General features: G+C 54.3%; 14 protein-coding genes and 4 tRNA genes. 10 read left to right on the top strand and 8 right to left on the bottom strand.

Annotation, left to right across the window (positions count from 1 at the left end):
- Positions 1 to 178 precede the first annotated feature (178 nt).
- On the top strand, positions 179 to 253 hold the full coding sequence (ypdK, locus tag ACTJKZ_RS00955; protein ID WP_099257831.1) for a membrane protein YpdK: 75 nt from the start codon (positions 179 to 181) through the stop codon (positions 251 to 253).
- A 51-nt stretch (positions 254 to 304) separates the two neighbouring features.
- On the opposite strand, the gene alaC is transcribed toward ypdK, so the two are convergent.
- Positions 305 to 1,537, bottom strand: coding sequence for an alanine transaminase (alaC, locus tag ACTJKZ_RS00950; protein ID WP_161735074.1), 1,233 nt, complete (start codon positions 1,535 to 1,537; stop codon positions 305 to 307).
- A gap of 115 nt (positions 1,538 to 1,652) precedes the next feature.
- Positions 1,653 to 2,177: a GNAT family N-acetyltransferase gene (locus ACTJKZ_RS00945; protein ID WP_161735077.1), complete on the bottom strand. Its 525-nt coding sequence runs from the start codon at positions 2,175 to 2,177 to the stop codon at positions 1,653 to 1,655.
- A 277-nt stretch (positions 2,178 to 2,454) separates the two neighbouring features.
- Between ACTJKZ_RS00945 and ACTJKZ_RS00940 the strand changes: the two genes are divergently transcribed.
- Both ACTJKZ_RS00940 and ACTJKZ_RS00935 read left to right on the top strand, forming a co-directional pair.
- A complete protein-coding gene (locus tag ACTJKZ_RS00940) occupies positions 2,455 to 4,125 on the top strand; it encodes a sensor histidine kinase (RefSeq protein WP_161735149.1) in 1,671 nt (556 codons plus the stop codon).
- A complete protein-coding gene (locus tag ACTJKZ_RS00935) occupies positions 4,122 to 4,850 on the top strand; it encodes a LytR/AlgR family response regulator transcription factor (RefSeq protein ID WP_003848909.1) in 729 nt (242 codons plus the stop codon). Before ACTJKZ_RS00940 ends, ACTJKZ_RS00935 begins: the two co-directional genes overlap by 4 nt.
- Before the next feature lie 136 nt (positions 4,851 to 4,986).
- Here the strand turns inward: ACTJKZ_RS00935 and glk are convergent, their stop codons facing one another.
- A complete protein-coding gene (glk, locus tag ACTJKZ_RS00930; protein ID WP_013358641.1) occupies positions 4,987 to 5,952 on the bottom strand; it encodes a glucokinase in 966 nt (321 codons plus the stop codon).
- 160 nt (positions 5,953 to 6,112) lie between these two features.
- Positions 6,113 to 7,765 (bottom strand): indolepyruvate decarboxylase, encoded by a 1,653-nt coding sequence (gene ipdC, locus ACTJKZ_RS00925; RefSeq protein ID WP_440829094.1) that lies wholly within the window; start codon positions 7,763 to 7,765, stop codon positions 6,113 to 6,115.
- Positions 7,766 to 7,984: 219 nt separating this feature from the next.
- On the opposite strand from ipdC, the gene mgrA reads away from it, so the two are divergent.
- Together mgrA and ACTJKZ_RS00915 are read left to right on the top strand one after the other, a co-directional pair.
- Positions 7,985 to 8,974 carry an L-glyceraldehyde 3-phosphate reductase gene (mgrA, locus tag ACTJKZ_RS00920; RefSeq protein ID WP_161735082.1) on the top strand — a complete coding sequence of 330 codons (990 nt, stop codon included), beginning with the start codon at positions 7,985 to 7,987 and terminating at the stop codon, positions 8,972 to 8,974.
- A 170-nt stretch (positions 8,975 to 9,144) separates the two neighbouring features.
- Complete coding sequence (locus ACTJKZ_RS00915) at positions 9,145 to 9,540, top strand: DUF2502 domain-containing protein (protein ID WP_161735085.1); 396 nt, start codon at positions 9,145 to 9,147, stop codon at positions 9,538 to 9,540.
- Between the two features lie 46 nt (positions 9,541 to 9,586).
- On the opposite strand, the gene ACTJKZ_RS00910 is transcribed toward ACTJKZ_RS00915, so the two are convergent.
- On the bottom strand, positions 9,587 to 10,828 hold the full coding sequence (locus ACTJKZ_RS00910; RefSeq protein ID WP_161735088.1) for an Nramp family divalent metal transporter: 1,242 nt from the start codon (positions 10,826 to 10,828) through the stop codon (positions 9,587 to 9,589).
- Positions 10,829 to 11,197: 369 nt separating this feature from the next.
- Between ACTJKZ_RS00910 and ACTJKZ_RS00905 the strand changes: the two genes are divergently transcribed.
- The gene (locus ACTJKZ_RS00905; RefSeq protein WP_013358646.1) at positions 11,198 to 12,388 is read left to right on the top strand and encodes a NupC/NupG family nucleoside CNT transporter; all 1,191 of its coding nucleotides are present in this window, start codon (positions 11,198 to 11,200) and stop codon (positions 12,386 to 12,388) included.
- Between the two features lie 297 nt (positions 12,389 to 12,685).
- Here the strand turns inward: ACTJKZ_RS00905 and ACTJKZ_RS00900 are convergent.
- Together ACTJKZ_RS00900 and ACTJKZ_RS00895 are read right to left on the bottom strand one after the other, a co-directional pair.
- A tRNA-Ala gene (locus ACTJKZ_RS00900) sits at positions 12,686 to 12,761 on the bottom strand.
- A 44-nt stretch (positions 12,762 to 12,805) separates the two neighbouring features.
- Positions 12,806 to 12,881: transfer RNA gene (locus tag ACTJKZ_RS00895), tRNA-Ala, on the bottom strand.
- 358 nt (positions 12,882 to 13,239) lie between these two features.
- Here ACTJKZ_RS00895 and ACTJKZ_RS00890 point away from each other — a divergent pair.
- Positions 13,240 to 14,028, top strand: a complete 789-nt coding sequence (locus ACTJKZ_RS00890; RefSeq protein WP_013358647.1) for a formate/nitrite transporter family protein — start codon at positions 13,240 to 13,242, stop codon at positions 14,026 to 14,028.
- A 111-nt stretch (positions 14,029 to 14,139) separates the two neighbouring features.
- Complete coding sequence (locus ACTJKZ_RS00885; RefSeq protein WP_161735090.1) at positions 14,140 to 14,493, top strand: YfeC-like transcriptional regulator; 354 nt, start codon at positions 14,140 to 14,142, stop codon at positions 14,491 to 14,493.
- Positions 14,494 to 14,528: 35 nt separating this feature from the next.
- On the opposite strand, the gene gltX is transcribed toward ACTJKZ_RS00885, so the two are convergent.
- Complete coding sequence (gene gltX / locus ACTJKZ_RS00880; protein ID WP_161735093.1) at positions 14,529 to 15,944, bottom strand: glutamate--tRNA ligase; 1,416 nt, start codon at positions 15,942 to 15,944, stop codon at positions 14,529 to 14,531.
- 272 nt (positions 15,945 to 16,216) lie between these two features.
- Here gltX and ACTJKZ_RS00875 point away from each other — a divergent pair.
- Both ACTJKZ_RS00875 and ACTJKZ_RS00870 read left to right on the top strand, forming a co-directional pair.
- Positions 16,217 to 16,292: transfer RNA gene (locus ACTJKZ_RS00875), tRNA-Val, on the top strand.
- Between the two features lie 39 nt (positions 16,293 to 16,331).
- Positions 16,332 to 16,407, top strand: a tRNA-Val gene (locus tag ACTJKZ_RS00870).
- Positions 16,408 to 16,435: the final 28 nt, after the last annotated feature.

Raw genomic sequence — 16,435 nt, 5'->3', positions numbered from 1 at the left:
GGACCTATTTCATTTAGGCAGGATTACGCGTAAATTAGCGCCTGATCCTGTTCTGAGTTATTCAGATCGACCCGGAAATGAGCAGACCATTACTGAAATGGTGATCTCTTTTCCACAGCTGTTCGCGTTGCACTGGTTTGGGATCGCCATCATCGTAACCGCTCAGAGGAGTTGCTTTGTGAAATATGCCTTGATGGGAATATCTTTTTTCGCGTTACTTTGGTTCGGAACCTTTGTTCTGCTGCTGAAGTAATGGCGTGACAGTGCCGCCACGGGGCGACCATTGCGTCGCCCCTGCTGGCTGTCAGTTCTCTTCTTCTGTTTTCATGCTGCCTGGCAAAACGCCATCGGCACGAAACATCGCTTTAATTCCCCGTACTGCCTGACGAATGCGATCGCTGTTTTCAATCAGTGCAAAACGCACGTGCGTATCACCATAGTCGCCAAACCCGATACCGGGTGAAACACAGACTTTCGCCTCCTGCAGCATATGTTTGGCAAACTCCAGGGACCCCAGATGCGCATAGTGGTCCGGAATTTTTGCCCAGACATACATTGAGGCTTTCGGGTTATCTACCATCCAGCCCGCTTCATGCAATCCCTTGACCAGCACATCTCGACGCCGTTTATACTGCTCTGCGATGTCGCGAACACACTGTTGATCCCCTTCCAGCGCTGCAATCGCCGCCACCTGCAGCGGCGTAAAGGTGCCGTAGTCATGGTAACTTTTGATGCGTGCCAGCGCGGCGACCAGCTCTTTGTTGCCCACCATAAAACCGATGCGCCAGCCCGCCATGTTGTAGCTTTTTGACAGGGTAAAGAATTCGACGGCGACATCACGCGCGCCCGGCACCTGCATAATCGATGGCGCTTTCCAGCCATCGTAGACGATATCGGCATAGGCCAGATCGTGGATCACCAGCACGTTGTATTGTTTTGCCAGCGCAATTACCCGCTCGAAAAAGTCGAGCTCCACACACTGTGCGGTGGGATTAGACGGGAAGCCAAGGATCATCATTTTTGGCTTGGGGTAACTCTCGCGAATGGCGCGTTCCAGCTCATTGAAGAAGTCGACACCCGCCACCAGCGGCACTGAGCGTACCTGCGCGCCAGCAATCACCGCACCGTAGATATGAATCGGATAGCTAGGGTTTGGTACCAGCACGGTATCACCGTGGTCCAGCGTCGCCAGCATCAGGTGTGCCAGCCCCTCTTTGGAACCGATAGTAACAATTGCCTCAGATTCAGGATCGATTTCAACCTGGTAGCGATCGGCGTACCAGCGCGAAATCGCCCGGCGCAGACGCGGAATACCGCGTGAGGTGGAATAACCGTGGGTGTCGTCGCGCTGCGCTACCTGACATAACTTTTCGACGATGTGCGGCGGGGTCGGACCATCAGGGTTGCCCATTGAAAAGTCGATGATATCTTCGCCGCGCCGGCGCGCAGCCATCTTCAGTTCAGCGGTGATGTTGAAAACGTAAGGGGGTAAACGTTCAATACGTGAGAAACGACGGGGTGTGCTGTTATCAGCCATGATGACCTCTGGATTACGTAAGCGCCCGGACCATCCGAGCGACGCGGGTCACTGCGGTGACCCGTTACGAACATAACGCGGTGAGGATCATTTTGTCGAGGGGCAGAAAATATTTTTATTTTTGTGAATTCAGGCGTCCCAGCAGCCAATCGTTCACCCAGCAGCCGTTCAGTAGATAATTATCCCGTAGCGTGCCCTCCATCTGGAAACCGTTTTTCTCCAGAATCCGGCGTGACGCCCAGTTACCTTCAACCACCATCGCCTTGAGTTTATGGAAATCGGCTTCAAGCAGAAACTGACACAGCGCCGCCAGCGCCTCGCTGCCATAGCCCTGTCCGCAGTGGCGATGCAGCAGCATATAACCCACCTCGGCCTGACGGTGTGGCTCCCACTCGGGGCTGCAGCCAAACAGGCCAATTGGCTCACCGCTATCGCGTCGCCGTGCCACCAGACAAAGCATATGAAAACTGCCTGGCTGCCATGGAGCCAGACGCGCGGTGAAGCGCTGGCGAATATCCGCTTCATCGGGGATCTCGCTCACCCACGTCATCGTGTCGCGATCTTCATGGACAGCACGAAACAGTTGCCAGTCTTCTGGCTGTAATTTATTCAGGGTTAATCTGGCGGTGACAAGTTGCATCTGCTGCTCCCGATGGGCCAGTTTTCCAGCTGTCGCTGGCACGCGTCATCGCGCAACATAGCAAAACGACACCGCAGCGACCAGCGTTCGCAGGCTGAAAAACTGTTCCCCTTTATTGCACTCAACCTTTCCTCTTTTTATGCACAGGCCTCAAAAATTGATCTGAAACATGAAGTCCCGGCGTGATGGTGCGGGGCGCTAGCGGTTCGCGATCACATTTTTTATCATAGGCACACTTTCCATTGCTGACGAGCCGCCTGTGTCCTCCCACTTCACGATGTTACTGGCAGTATTTGACCGCGCCGCCCTGATGTTGATCTGCCTGTTCTTCCTGACGCGCACCCGCCCGTTTCGTCAGCTGCTTCAAAAAGATGAACACACGCGCGCAGAGAAAATGGCGGTAACCGCCATCTTTTCCCTGTTTGCGCTGTTCAGTACCTGGTCTGGGGTCAATGTCGACGGTTCGCTGCTGAATGTGCGTGTCATTGCCGTGATGGCGGGTGGCATTCTGTTTGGTCCCTGGGTCGGCATCGCCACCGGTATTATTGCGGGGCTGCACCGTTTTCTGATCGATATTCACGGCGTGACCTCCGTGCCCTGTCTGATTACCAGCATCATTGCCGGTATCGTCGCGGGCGGCATTAATCGCCGGGTGCTGAAAGAGCATCGCTGGCGCGCCGGTATTGTCGGCGGCATGCTGTGTGAAGCCCTGACGATGTTGCTGATCGTCCTGTGGGCGCGCCCAACCTCACTCGGGCTGGCGATTGTGTCAGAAATTGCCCTGCCGATGATCCTCGGTGCCTCCAGTATCGGTATCATTGTGTTGCTGGTGCAGAGCGTTGAGGGAGAGAAAGAGGCGATTGCCGCCCGTCAGGCCAAGCTGGCGCTGGAGATCGCCAACAAAACCCTGCCGCTGTTTCGTCAGGTGAACAGCGACTCACTTCGCAATATCTGTGACATTATCCGGCGGGAGATCAAAGCCGATGCGGTGGCGATGACCGACAAGAAACAGATTCTGGCTTACGTCGGCTATGGCGAAAATAACTATCAGCATGGGGATGATGGCATCAGTCCCACCACCGCGCAGTCGATCGCCAGCGGTAAAATTATCATTAAGAACAACGATGAAGCGCACCGCACCAAAGATATCCATTCGATGATCGTCATCCCGCTGTGGGAAAAAGGCAAAGTCACCGGCACGCTGAAAATCTACTATCGCCGCGCGCACCGTATTACCGGCTCGCTGAAGGAGATGGCCATAGGCCTGTCGCAAATCATCTCTACACAGCTTGAAGTGTCACGTGCCGAGCAGCTGCGAGAGATGGCCAATAAAGCGGAACTGCGGGCGCTGCAAAGTAAAATAAATCCCCATTTCCTGTTCAATGCCCTGAATGCCATTTCCTCTTCTATCCGGCTTAATCCCGATACTGCCCGCCAGCTGGTGATTAACCTGTCACGCTACCTGCGCTACAACCTGGAGCTGAACGATGATGAGTTGATCGATATCCGTAAGGAGCTGTGGCAGGTCAAAGATTACATCGCCATTGAGCAGGCGCGGTTTGGCGATAAGCTGACGATGATCTATGACGTAGACGAAGATCTGCATTTTCTGCTGCCAAGTCTGCTGATCCAGCCGCTGGTGGAGAATGCGATTGTGCATGGCATCCAGCCCTGTAAAGGCAAAGGCGTGGTAACGCTGAGCGTTCGGGATCGGGGCGATAAGGTGCAGATCTCGGTGCGGGACACCGGCCAGGGCATCAGTGACGAAGTCATGGCAAGAGTGGCGCGCAATGAGATGCCCGGTAATAAAATCGGCCTGCTCAATGTGCATCATCGGGTAAAACTCCTGTCAGGTCAGGGACTGAACATCGTGCGACACCAGCCGGGCACCGAGATTTCCTTTACGCTGAGTAAGAACGGCCAGCGGCTGGCGGAGAATCTGTTATGAAAGCCATTATTGTGGAAGATGAATTCCTGGCGCAGCAGGAGTTGAGCTGGATGATTCAGCATCACAGCAAAATCGAGATTGAAGCCTGCTTTGATGATGGCCTCGACGTGCTGAAGTATCTGCAACAGCATCGGGTTGATGTGATTTTTCTAGACATCAATATTCCTTCGCTGGATGGCATGCTGCTGGCACAGAATATCCATCAGTTTGCGCACAAGCCGCTGATTGTCTTTATCACCGCATGGAAAGAGCATGCGGTGGAGGCGTTTGAGCTGGAGGCGTTTGACTACATTCTCAAGCCTTATCAGGAGTCGCGGATTGTCACCATGCTGAACAAGCTGGAAGCCACTGCACAGGCGCAGCAGGCGGTCAGCCATCTCAGCGCCACGCCAGCACCGCAGACGGTCAACCTGATCAAAGATGAGCGTATTATCGTCACGGACGTGAACGACATTTACTATGTAGAAGCCCATGAAAAGCTGACGTTTGTGTACACGCGGCGTGAGTCTTACGTGATGTCGATGAATATTACCGAATTCTGTTCACGTCTGCCGGAACAACAGTTCTTCCGCTGCCACCGCTCTTACTGCGTCAGCCTCAGCAAGATTCGTGAAATCGAGCCGTGGTTTAACAACACTTATCTGTTGAAGCTGCGCGATCTGGAGTTTCAGGTACCGGTGAGCCGCAGCAAGGTGAAGCAGTTTCGGCAGCTGATGCGCCTGTAGCAAAGGAGAGAGGGGAATGTCTCAGGAGAGCGAGTACTGAAACTGAGAGTGATTTCCCGATCCTGTCCTGCTGAAGCAGTCAGGTCGGGAAAATCGATCGCGCGCAAAGTGGCCGTGCGCGCGAGGTGAAACTGAATCAGATAATGCGACCCAGCGTCTGGCGCAGATGCGCGCCCGCGCCCAGCAGGCCAGGCTGATCGTGCGTGATCATATAGACCGGGATACTGGCAACATAGTCGCGGAAGCGGCCTTTATCTTCGAAAGCAGCACGGAAACCTGACGCCTTAAAGAACTCCAGGAAACGTGGCACGATGCCACCCGCAATGTAGACGCCACCAAAGGTGCCGAGGTTCAATGCCAGATTGCCGCCGAAACGGCCCATAATGACGCAGAACATCGACAGCGCCCGACGGCAGTCGATGCAGCTGTCATCCAGCGCACGCTGGCTGACATCTTTAGGCTTCAGGTTTTCCGGCACACGATTATCAACTTTAACAATCGCACGATAGAGGTTGACCAGACCGGCACCGGACAGGATACGTTCTGCTGAAACATGGCCCAGCTCTTCACGCAGCACTTCCAGAATTTGATCTTCTTCTTCGCTGTTGGCGGCGAAATCGACATGACCGCCCTCGCCAGGCAGGCTGACCCAGCGTTTGTCCACGTGCACCAGATGGCTGACGCCTAATCCGGTACCGGCACCATAAATCGCAATAGGCTTGTCTTTAACCGGGGCTGTGCCGCCAAACTGAATTACGTTGTCGGCGGTCAGCATTGGAATCGCCATGGATACCGCAGTGAAGTCGTTAATGATTTCCAGGTGTTCAAAACCGATGTTCTCTTTGAGCTTGCGCGTAGAAAACGCCCAGTCATGGTTGGTCATTTCAACCCAGTCATCGGTAATCGGGCAGGCGATAGCGATACAGCCATCTTTAACATCCTGCTGTTGTTCATCAAGATAGTGGCGGATGACGGCTTCGAGGCTGTCGTATTCTGATGTTGAGAATGTTTTGGCCTGGGTGATGCTGCCGCTTTCCACCTCACACAGGGCGAGGCGTGCGTTAGTACCGCCGACATCGCCGACCAAGGCATAGGTTGTCATTCTTCTGTTGCTCCGCTTGGGGTCTTAAGAGTTGGAGGACACTATAAATTTCTGCCCATAAAACAACAACGCTCACCGGTGCGATTGGTGAGCGTCTTACTCAGGTGTGCTACAGCCTAACCGCGATAGTCCACCCTGCACAGCGGCAACTATCTGAATCTTAGCCGCCGTTGCGTTGATTCAGGCAGGCGGTGACTTTTCGTAACAGTGGCGGCAAATCCTCTTTCTGCATGACCACCTCAACCAGCGACAGTCTTTGAGGCGCGGAAAGTCGCGCCATCACCTCGTCTAACTGTACGGTTTCACTGATGCGCCAGCTCTGCGCCTGGCCCTGCAGACTCAGTGCGTGCGGTAAGGCCGTCCAGTTCCACGGGGCAATATCATTATAACGCTGTGTTGCGCCATGAATGGCCCGTTCGACGGTATAGCCTTCATTATTCAGCAAAAAGAGTATCAGTCGCTGCTCATCACGCAGCATGGAACCCAGTTCCTGAATCGTCAGCTGCGCCGAACCGTCTCCGATAATCAGGATAACCCGGCGATCGGGGTCAGCGGTTTGCGCGCCAAACGCTGCAGGAAGAGTATAGCCGATTGATCCCCATAATGGCTGAACCACCAGCTGCGCCTGCGAGGGCAGTCGTAACGCGGCGGCACCAAAAGCGGCTGTCCCCTGCTCTGCCAGAATCAGGTCGCCGGGTTGCAGAAATTTCTGCATCGCCTGCCAGAAAGCCTGCTGACTGATCACGGCTGCCGGTTCATCCGGTTGCACGGCAGACGGTGCTATGGCGGGCTGCCACTGCTGGCCGTAGTTTTCAAACAGCGGTTGCAGTTCGCTAAGCGCATCCGCCATCGACAACGGCGCAAAATGTTCCTCGCCCACGCTGGCGCTGAAGGGTTGCAGATCGATCAGTCGCTCAGGCGCAAACTGCTGCGTGAAGCCTGCAGTAATGGTGTCGGTGAAACGCACCCCGACGCAGATCGCCACATCCACCTGCTCAATTTGCCCGCACACCTGACCTGCGCTGGCTTCACCGGCATAGGTTCCGACGTAACCTGGCTGCTGCTCATCCAGTACACCTTTGCCCATCAGCAGGCTGGCGCAGGGAATTGCGCTCTTTTCACGCAGCGCGGCCAGCGCAGACTGCTGCTGCCAGCGCAGTGCCAGAAAATCGGCCAGCAGTGAAACGCGCTCTGCTGGTGCCAGCAACCGCTCCGCCGCGTCGCGGAAAGCACGACGCGCCTCGGGCGAAGAGGATTGATGGGGGTTCAGGGGCTGAACAGGGGGCTGCACCTCTATAGCCGCCACGTCGACGGCCAGCGACAGATAGCCGGGACGACGGGCCTGTAACGCGTGCTCTATCACCCTGTCAATTTCAGCAGTGGCATTATCGGCAGTAAGTTGTGCCGTTGCGGCACTGACTTCGGCGGCCATGCGTATGAAATGCCGGAAATCGCCATCGCCCAGCGAATGGTGGACACAGTCACCCTGTAACTGTGCTGAAGTCGCTGGTGCGCCAACGATATGGATCACCGGCAGATACTCTGCATAACTGCCTGCAATGCCGTTAATCGCGCTGAGTTCGCCAACACCAAAGGTGGTTAATAGCGCCCCAGCACCGTTGCTGCGTGCATAGCCGTCCGCCGCATAGGCGGCATTAAGCTCGTTGGCACAGCCTACCCAACGGATGTCCGGATGGTCGATGACCCGATCAAGAAACTGCAGGTTATAGTCGCCCGGTACGCCAAACAGATGCTTTATACCTATCTCCTGCAGACGGGTCAGCAGGTAATCTCCAATAGTGAATGTGGACATTGCACAATCCTTTCAGGGAAAAGTTGGGTTAAGTATCTGACAGCCGATGAAATTAGCGAGGAGGGCCACGATTTTCGCCAGCCGCATTGGCTGGAAAGGCGGCGTTACGCTGGCGGATTATTCTGTAAAAATGCGAACTGCTGCGCGCTGTCACTGAGTGTAACCGTATACACTGATAGACTTTTGGCACATATGCCCGTTTTTACTCAGGAGCGCTGAATGTCCTCTTTCCCCCATCCCGATCGCTATCAACAGATGCAATACCGTCGCAGCGGCCGCAGCGGCATTAAACTGCCCGCCATTTCGCTGGGGCTGTGGCATAACTTTGGTGACAGTACCCGGGTCGATAACAGCCGTGAGCTGCTGCGTCATGCGTTTGACCTCGGCATCACCCACTTCGACTTAGCCAATAACTACGGTCCGCCGCCGGGCTCAGCCGAAGAGAACTTCGGGCGTATTCTGCGGGAAGATTTTCGTGCCCATCGTGATGAGCTGATCATCTCCACTAAAGCGGGCTATACCATGTGGCAGGGACCTTATGGGGATTGGGGTTCGCGTAAATATCTGGTCGCCAGTCTGGATCAGAGCCTGAAGCGAATGGGGCTGGACTATGTGGATATTTTCTATCATCACCGTCCCGATCCGGAAACCCCGCTGGAAGAGACAATGCGCGCGCTGGATCATGTCGTGCGCCAGGGCAAAGCGCTTTACGCTGCCCTCTCTAACTATCCGGCCGATCTCGCCGCCGAAGCGATAGCTATCCTGCGCGATCTCGGCACCCCTTGTCTGATCCACCAGCCGCGCTATTCGATGTTTGAACGAACGCCTGAACAGGGATTGATTCAGACGCTGGGCGATGCGGGCGTCGGCTGTATCGCCTTCTCGCCGCTGGCAGGCGGCGTGCTCACCGATCGCTACCTGCAGGGCATCCCGGAAGATTCGCGTGCGGCCAGCGGCAGCAAGTTCCTGAGTGAAAGTCAGTTGACGGATGAGAAGATGGAGAAGGTCCGCAGGCTGAATGTGATTGCGCAGCAGCGCGAGCAGAAGCTGGCGCAGATGGCGCTGGCGTGGGTATTGCGCGACGATCGTGTCACCTCGGTGCTGATTGGTGCCAGTAAAACGGCTCAGATTGATGACGCGGTGGCAATGCTCGCCCGACGTCAGTTCAGCGACACGGAGTTAGCGGCGATTGACGCGGCCCTGCTGTAATTTTTCCCCGCCCGGCGCAGGCCGGGTGTTTTCTCACCAGAATAGTCTCAATCCCCTTTCTCTCCCCAATTTCCTCACAATCTTCCGACACAATGATGCGGTAACGACAGCATTACGCAGGCATAATCACTGCGCCGCAACAGCATCAGACTGTTGATGAGGAGAATATAATGAAAAGAGCACTTATTTTTGCTGCCCTGCTGGCGGTGTTGTCGCCGCTGGCAAATCACACAGCTGAGGCCTCCAGTGCCTCTATTACTCTGGCCCCCGGCGTTACGCTGAATCTGGGCGATCGCGACAATCGTGGTTATTACTGGGATGGCGGTCGCTGGCGTGAACCACGCTGGTGGAATGATCGTTATTCCTATAAAGAACGCCGCTGGTGGCGACACGAAGAGTGGCGTCGTCAGCAGCAGTGGGAGCGTGAACGTCGCTGGCATGAGCGCGACCGTGAGCGCCGCTGGGATCATCAGCATCGCCGCGATCGTGATCGTGGCTGGGATCATCATGACCGTCGTGGGCCTGACCATCGCGGTCCAGACCATCACGGACACGATCGCCATTAATAAAAACGCCCGGCAGAACCGGGCGTTTTCTTATTTACCATAACCGCTACAGCCCCAGCGCTTCACCCACCAGCAGGTAAAGATTCAGCGTAATCACCAGCAGCACGATCAGTCGCCCGGTGTTCTGCATCAGACGCGAGTTAACCATATCATCGCCCATCAGCTCGCGGTTGCCGGTAAAGGAGAGCAGCGGAATCAACGCCAGCGCAATACCGAAACTCAGCAGCACCTGACTCATCACCAGCACCTTTGTTGGATCCCAGCCAGCCCAGATAACAATAAAGGAAGGCAGCATGGTTACCGTACGCCGCACCCAGAGCGGAATATGGAAACGGATAAAGCCCTGCATCACCACCTGTCCCGCCAGCGTTCCGACCACCGTTGAGGAAAGTCCGGCAGCCACCAGGCTCAGCCCAAATACTGTTGCCGCCGCCTGACCTAACAACGGTTGCAGCGTGAGATAGGCCTGGTCAAGCTCAGCGATTTTGCTGTGGCCGCTGAAGTGGAAGGCCGCTGCCGCGGTCGCCATCATCGCCAGGTTAACAAATCCGGCGATGGTCATGGCAATCGCCACATCCAGTTTAGTTGAGGAGTACCGCTGACCTTTGCTGTCCTCACTTTTGCCCTGCGTCAGCGCGGAGTGCAGATAAATCACGTGCGGCATAATGGTCGCACCCAGCACACCCGCCGCCAGGAATACAGCATCCGACGTGGGTAACGCGGGCAGCGCCATGCCGATCACCAGCTCTTTGACACTGGGCTGAGAGAAGAAGAGTTCGACGATATAGGCCGCCGCCACAAACAGCAGCAGTCCGCCAATCACCCGCTCCAGCGGTTTCTGACCGCGGCTCTGTAACATCAATATCAGGAACGTGGCGATGCCGGTCAGTACCGCGCCCTGCATCAGTGAGATGCCGAGCAGCAGTTTGAAGCCCAGCGCCGCGCCGATAAATTCCGCCAGGTCGGTGGCCATCGCAATAATTTCCGCCTGCACCCAGTAAAACCAGACGGCGGGACGAGGAAAGCGATCGCGGATATGCTCGGCGAGATTTTTGCCGGTGGCGATCCCCAGCTTGGCAGACATCAGCTGGATAAGCATGGCCATGATATTGGCCCACACCACCACCCACAGCAATTTGTAGCCGTAAGCAGCGCCCGCCTGGATGTTGGTCGCAAAGTTGCCCGGATCGATATAGCCGATAGCGGCGATAAAGGCGGGGCCCAGCAGTGCGAGTTTGACTTTTCTGACTCCGCGAGCGGCGCGCTCGGCGGTACGACTTTCAAACATATCCGGTACCCTGTCTGAACATTTGCCTGCCCCGGCAGCTTAGGGGTTGGCATGTGCAAGTAAAATTCGTTTATTGTTATCGGTGTAATAGATGCTGCTATAAAGTATAGCCATTGCTATACATTACAGTAAAGGAGGTGATTGCTAAAAATGTGAGCAATAGCGTCACTCTACGCCCCGTGTAAAATATAGACAATAATTATGTGGTTATCTGAAGTGAATGATTTGTAAAGAGGACGTGATCTCTGGAACTTTTCTGGAAAATATAGCGATAGCGAATACTTATATTGTGGTTCAGATCTCGTTTTTAAGTAACGCGTTACATAGAATACGCAACAAAATACAACCCTCCTCAAATTTGGAGCAACCATGTCCCATATTTTGCAATTTCTTTTAGCACTGGTGGTGGTCGGGATACTCTCCTTGCTGGTCAGTCACGATCGTAAAAGCATTCGCATTCGCTACATTATACAGCTACTGGTGATTGAAATTGTGCTCGCCTGGTTCTTCCTGAACTCAGAAGCGGGACTGGGTTTCGTCAAAGGCTTCGCGGGCTTCTTTGACCATCTGTTGAAGTATGCGGCTCAGGGAACCAATTTTGTCTTCGGCAACATGAGCGATAAAGGCCTCGCCTTCTTCTTCCTTAACGTACTGTGCCCAATCGTCTTTATCTCTGCACTGATCGGTATTCTGCAGCATTTCCGTATCCTGCCGTGGGTTATCCGCGGTATCGGTACCGTGCTGTCGAAAGTCAATGGCATGGGAAAACTGGAATCATTCAACGCCGTGAGTTCTCTGATACTGGGACAGTCAGAAAACTTCATCGCCTATAAAGATATTCTGGGCAAGATGTCACAGCGCCGCATGTACACCATGGCTGCGACCGCAATGTCGACGGTATCGATGTCCATCGTCGGAGCCTACATGACGATGCTGCAGCCAAAATATGTGGTCGCTGCACTGGTGCTCAACATGTTCAGTACCTTTATCGTGCTGTCGCTGATCAACCCTTACCGTGTTGAGAACGAAGAAGACCTGCAGCTGCAGGATCTGCATAAAGGTCAGAGCTTCTTTGAGATGCTGGGCGAATATATCCTGGCCGGTTTCCGCGTCGCGATTATCGTTGCGGCCATGCTGATTGGCTTTATCGCGCTGATTTCAGGTCTGAATGCGCTGTTTGATCTGATTTTTGGTATCAGCTTCCAGGGCGTTCTCGGCTTTGTCTTCTATCCGTTTGCCTGGATGATGGGTGTGCCTTCTGGCGAAGCGCTGCAGGTCGGCAGCATTATGGCGACCAAGCTGGTGTCGAATGAGTTTGTAGCCATGATGGATCTGCAGAAAATCGCGGGTCAGCTGTCGCCAAATTCAGAAGGTATTCTGTCCGTGTTCCTGGTGTCGTTCGCCAACTTCTCTTCAATCGGCATCGTGGCCGGCGCGATTAAAGGTCTGAACGAAGAGCAGGGTAACGTGGTTTCGCGCTTTGGCCTGAAGCTGCTGTACGGTTCTACGCTGGTCAGCGTGCTCTCTGCCGCTATCGCCGGTCTGGTTCTGGCGTTCTGATAAGTTTCTAAGCAATAAAGGGCGAGTGTCTCTCGCCCTCTTCTTTCTGCGCCATTCCTGCTCTGCTCCCCGCTGGTTCGCCCACAGGCGTCACTTCTCACGTCGCACAACAAAGTCACATCTGCAGTTAAACCATGCGCGAGAGACAGCACCGCGTCCCGGAAGGTCATGCCCGTTGAAACGCCTGAGCGTATGCAGCAGCGTGGCGTGAATAGTAAAGCAATAAGGTTTTTATCCGCACGAGAAGGCGAATGAAAGAGATAGCAGAAAGGATGTTGACAACGACGTGTCAGAAAATGGTGGAGATAAGCGGGATCGAACCGCTGACCTCTTGCATGCCATGCAAGCGCTCTCCCAGCTGAGCTATACCCCCACATCTGGACTCGTTTTTCAGTGCCAAACTTTTGGGAAGAAGTTTGGTGGAGCTAAGCGGGATCGAACCGCTGACCTCCTGCATGCCATGCAGGCGCTCTCCCAGCTGAGCTATAGCCCCGAACCGAAAAACTGTCGCGTTAAGCGACGGACGGCATAATATGAAACCGCCTCCAGGGTGTCAACGGCAAAATGACATTCTCTGTTTGATCGCTGAAAAAGGCGGCAACCTGCGAAGTTTCAGCAGCATGCTGCAGGTGAAAATCGTGTCTGGTCAGGCAGGACCGTTTTTTAACTGTTATTCAGTCTGCCGTGAGGTTAATTCCCGGTTAAATATGTTATAGGAATTTTCTTGTCTTCGTCTTTTTCGCGTGCAAAACTTAGCCCGCTAATTTAGTGGTCACCGGGACCCTCTCCCGCACACCACGCGTCCACCAGGCGTTATCGTCCCATTAATCATAAAAAACTATTGAGATACTATGTCGCTGCATACACCTAAAGAAATCGCACAACTGGCGATCCAGTCAGGCGTGGCCAAAAGCCGTGCGCCTGTCAGCATCCTCCTGATTCTCGGCTTTATGGCGGGCGCATTTATTGCGACCGGCTTCCTGCTGGATCTTCACGTGATTAACACCCTGCCGGCTGAGTGGGGCTCATTTGGTGGCCTGTTAGGCGCGGCTGTCTTCCCGGTGGGTATCATCATGACCGTGCTGGCAGGTGGTGAGCTGCTGACCGGCAATATGATGACCCTGCCGGTAGCCTGGTTTGCCCGTCGCATCAGCTTTATGAGCGTGGCGCGAAACTGGTTCTGGGTGACCCTGGCGAACTTCCTCGGCAGCGTGGCGGTCGCCTGGTTCTTTGGCCATATGCTGGGCATGACCGAAGGCGATTACCTGAAAAAGACCGTTGCGATTGCCTCTGCAAAAGTCCATGCCGATTTCCTGCACGCCTTTATTTCCGGCATTGGCTGTAACTGGCTGGTGTGTCTGGCGGTGTGGCTGGCGTTTGCCAGTAAAGATGTGGTCGGCAAGATCTTCGGCATGTGGTTCCCGGTTATGGCGTTTGTTGCCATTGGCTTCCAGCACGTTGTCGCCAACATGTTTATCATTCCGGCCGCCATTTTTGCCGGTCAGATGAGCTGGGCAGAGTATCTCCCTAACTTTGTTGCCGTCTTCCTGGGCAATGCTGTGGGCGGTGCCGTCTTCGTTGGCCTGGCTTACTTCCTTGCCTTCCGCCCTGCCGCAGAACCTGCCAGCAACCCGCAGTAATCCTGCTTTGCCTTTTGTCAAAAGACAAAAGGCAATTTCAGCTTCAGTTACTTTCCCCCGTTACGTTTTGCTGTAATATGTACCGCTAATGTATTTAACAGGGACAGCATCGTGAAAAAGGAATGGCTTACTCCCGAAGAGCTGGCTGCAGAAACGGGTTACAGTCGGCAAACGGTGAATAAATGGATCAAGCGAGAGAACTGGACAACCACGCCAAAGCCCGGTGTACAAGGCGGTAAGGCACGTCTGATTCATATTGATGAACGCGTAAAAAGTTTTATTCAGTCAACACGCAATCTCAACGAGCCCCCAGCGACCTATGGTGCAGTGGCTAATTCTTTACCTGCGTTATTGATAAGTTCCATCCAGCAAATGAGTCAGGATGAACAGGATCAGTTCACCGCATTAATCTTACGTGAAGGGATTAAGGGCGTTATGCAGCGTCTGGGAATTGGTGAAGAGTAAAGAAACCGGAAGCGTGATGCTTCCGGTTCTGTTTATTAAGCCTGTGCTTCACGCTCACTGATAAAGGCCAGAGCCTGCTCAATACGTGCCACACTGCGGCTGCGGCCAATCGCTGCAACAGTGACGTCCAGACCCGGTGACTGACCGGCGCCGGTTACCGCCACACGCAGCGGCATGCCGACTTTACCCATCCCCACGTCCAGCTCATCTGCGGTGCTCTGAATCGCCTGATGGACGTTTTCAGCGTTCCATTCAGTGATTGCGGCCAGCTTATCGCGCACGACTTCCAGCGGCTGACGCGCCACCGGACGAAGATGTTTCTTCGCGGCATCGGCATCAAACTCTGCAAAGTCTTCATAGAAGTAGCGACAGGACGCCGCCATCTCCTTCAGCGTTTTGCAGCGCTCGCCCAGCAGGCTAACCAGTTTCGCCAGTTCCGGCCCGGTACGGGTATCAATTTTCTGCTCTTCAATATGCCACTGCAGATGCGTCGCCACATATTCTGGCGGCAGCGTATTGATGTAGTGATGGTTCAGCCACTGCAGTTTCTCTGTGTTGAACGCACTGGCAGACTTACTGACGGCGTCCAGAGTAAACAGCTCAGTCATTTCAGGCACGCTGAAAATTTCCTGATCGCCATGCGACCAGCCCAGACGAACCAGATAGTTGAGCAGCGCTTCCGGCAGGTAGCCATCATCCCGATACTGCATCACCCCTACTGCGCCATGACGCTTGGAGAGCTTTTTGCCATCGTCGCCCAGGATCATTGAGACGTGGGCATAGACCGGAACCTGCGCGCCAATCGCTTTAAGGATATTGATCTGACGTGGTGTGTTGTTGATGTGGTCTTCACCGCGAATAACATGCGTGATGCCCATATCCCAGTCATCTACCACGACGCAGAAGTTATAGGTGGGGGAACCATCGGTGCGGCGGATAATCAGATCATCGAGTTCCTGGTTGCTGAACTCGATCGGGCCGCGAATCTGGTCGTCAAAGATGACCGAACCGTCCTGTGGATTGCGGAAACGTACCACGCACGGCTCATCATCGGCATGATGTTCATGGCTGTCACGGCAGCGGCCGTCGTAACGCGGCTTTTCGTTGTTGGCCATCTGCTCTTCACGCAGGGCTTCCAGACGCTCTTTAGAACAGTAGCATTTGTATGCCGTGCCCGCTTCCAGCATTTCATCAATGACCGCATTGTAACGATCAAAACGCTTAGTCTGGTAGTAAGGGCCTTCATTCCAGTCGAGGCTCAGCCAGTTCATGCCATCCATGATGGCTTCGATAGCTTCCGGCGTGGAGCGCTCCAGATCGGTATCTTCAATGCGCAGCACGAACTCGCCCTGGTTATGACGCGCAAAGAGCCAGGAGTAAAGTGCGGTACGGGCGCCACCGACATGCAGATAGCCGGTCGGGCTGGGCGCGAAGCGTGTTTTGATTTTCATTGAGTATTGCCTTAGATGCGCGGGTTCTCTGTCTGGATGACAAAAAACAGGTTAGACGCGAAAAAACAGTGGGCACATTCTAGCATCTGACGGTGAATCCTCAATGCGTGGCCGCAGGTTGCCTTCCGGGAAAAGGGGCTTTTCTGCCAGTAAAACCAGCACATTGACTAAAAGCGCGACAGGATGTTTAAAAATAAACCGAACGCACATTTATGTTTTAAAAAGCGTTGACTCAAAATCAACTATCCCTATAATGCGACTCCACACAGCGGGGGTGATTAGCTCAGTTGGTAGAGCATCTCCCTTACAAGGAGGGGGTCGGCGGTTCGAACCCGTCATCACCCACCACTCTTAACAGGTGCCCGCAGTGAACAGGTATGAAGATATGGGTGATTAGCTCAGTTGGTAGAGCATCTCCCTTACAAGGAGGGGGTCGGCGGTTCGAACCCGTCATCACCCACCATATCTTGCCTGTTAGCAGTATCGAAGTA

The organism is Pantoea sp. 22096 (assembly GCF_052045955.1).
In the GTDB taxonomy this organism is placed as follows: domain Bacteria; phylum Pseudomonadota; class Gammaproteobacteria; order Enterobacterales; family Enterobacteriaceae; genus Pantoea; species Pantoea alfalfae.
Note: the sequence above shows the minus strand (reverse complement) of the source record. Positions and strands in the feature narration are given on the sequence as shown.

Excerpts from the sequence above, each read along its gene's own strand:
- alaC (WP_161735074.1), bottom strand. The coding sequence starts at position 1,537 with ATGGCTGATAACAGCACACCCCGTCGTTTCTCACGTATTGAACGTTTA.
- ACTJKZ_RS00945 (WP_161735077.1), bottom strand. The coding sequence starts at position 2,177 with ATGCAACTTGTCACCGCCAGATTAACCCTGAATAAATTACAGCCAGAA.
- ACTJKZ_RS00940 (WP_161735149.1), top strand. The coding sequence starts at position 2,455 with ATGTTACTGGCAGTATTTGACCGCGCCGCCCTGATGTTGATCTGCCTG.
- ACTJKZ_RS00935 (WP_003848909.1), top strand. The coding sequence starts at position 4,122 with ATGAAAGCCATTATTGTGGAAGATGAATTCCTGGCGCAGCAGGAGTTG.
- glk (WP_013358641.1), bottom strand. The coding sequence starts at position 5,952 with ATGACAACCTATGCCTTGGTCGGCGATGTCGGCGGTACTAACGCACGC.
- ipdC (WP_440829094.1), bottom strand. The coding sequence starts at position 7,765 with ATGTCCACATTCACTATTGGAGATTACCTGCTGACCCGTCTGCAGGAG.
- mgrA (WP_161735082.1), top strand. The coding sequence starts at position 7,985 with ATGTCCTCTTTCCCCCATCCCGATCGCTATCAACAGATGCAATACCGT.
- ACTJKZ_RS00915 (WP_161735085.1), top strand. The coding sequence starts at position 9,145 with ATGAAAAGAGCACTTATTTTTGCTGCCCTGCTGGCGGTGTTGTCGCCG.
- ACTJKZ_RS00910 (WP_161735088.1), bottom strand. The coding sequence starts at position 10,828 with ATGTTTGAAAGTCGTACCGCCGAGCGCGCCGCTCGCGGAGTCAGAAAA.
- ACTJKZ_RS00905 (WP_013358646.1), top strand. The coding sequence starts at position 11,198 with ATGTCCCATATTTTGCAATTTCTTTTAGCACTGGTGGTGGTCGGGATA.
- ACTJKZ_RS00890 (WP_013358647.1), top strand. The coding sequence starts at position 13,240 with ATGTCGCTGCATACACCTAAAGAAATCGCACAACTGGCGATCCAGTCA.
- gltX (WP_161735093.1), bottom strand. The coding sequence starts at position 15,944 with ATGAAAATCAAAACACGCTTCGCGCCCAGCCCGACCGGCTATCTGCAT.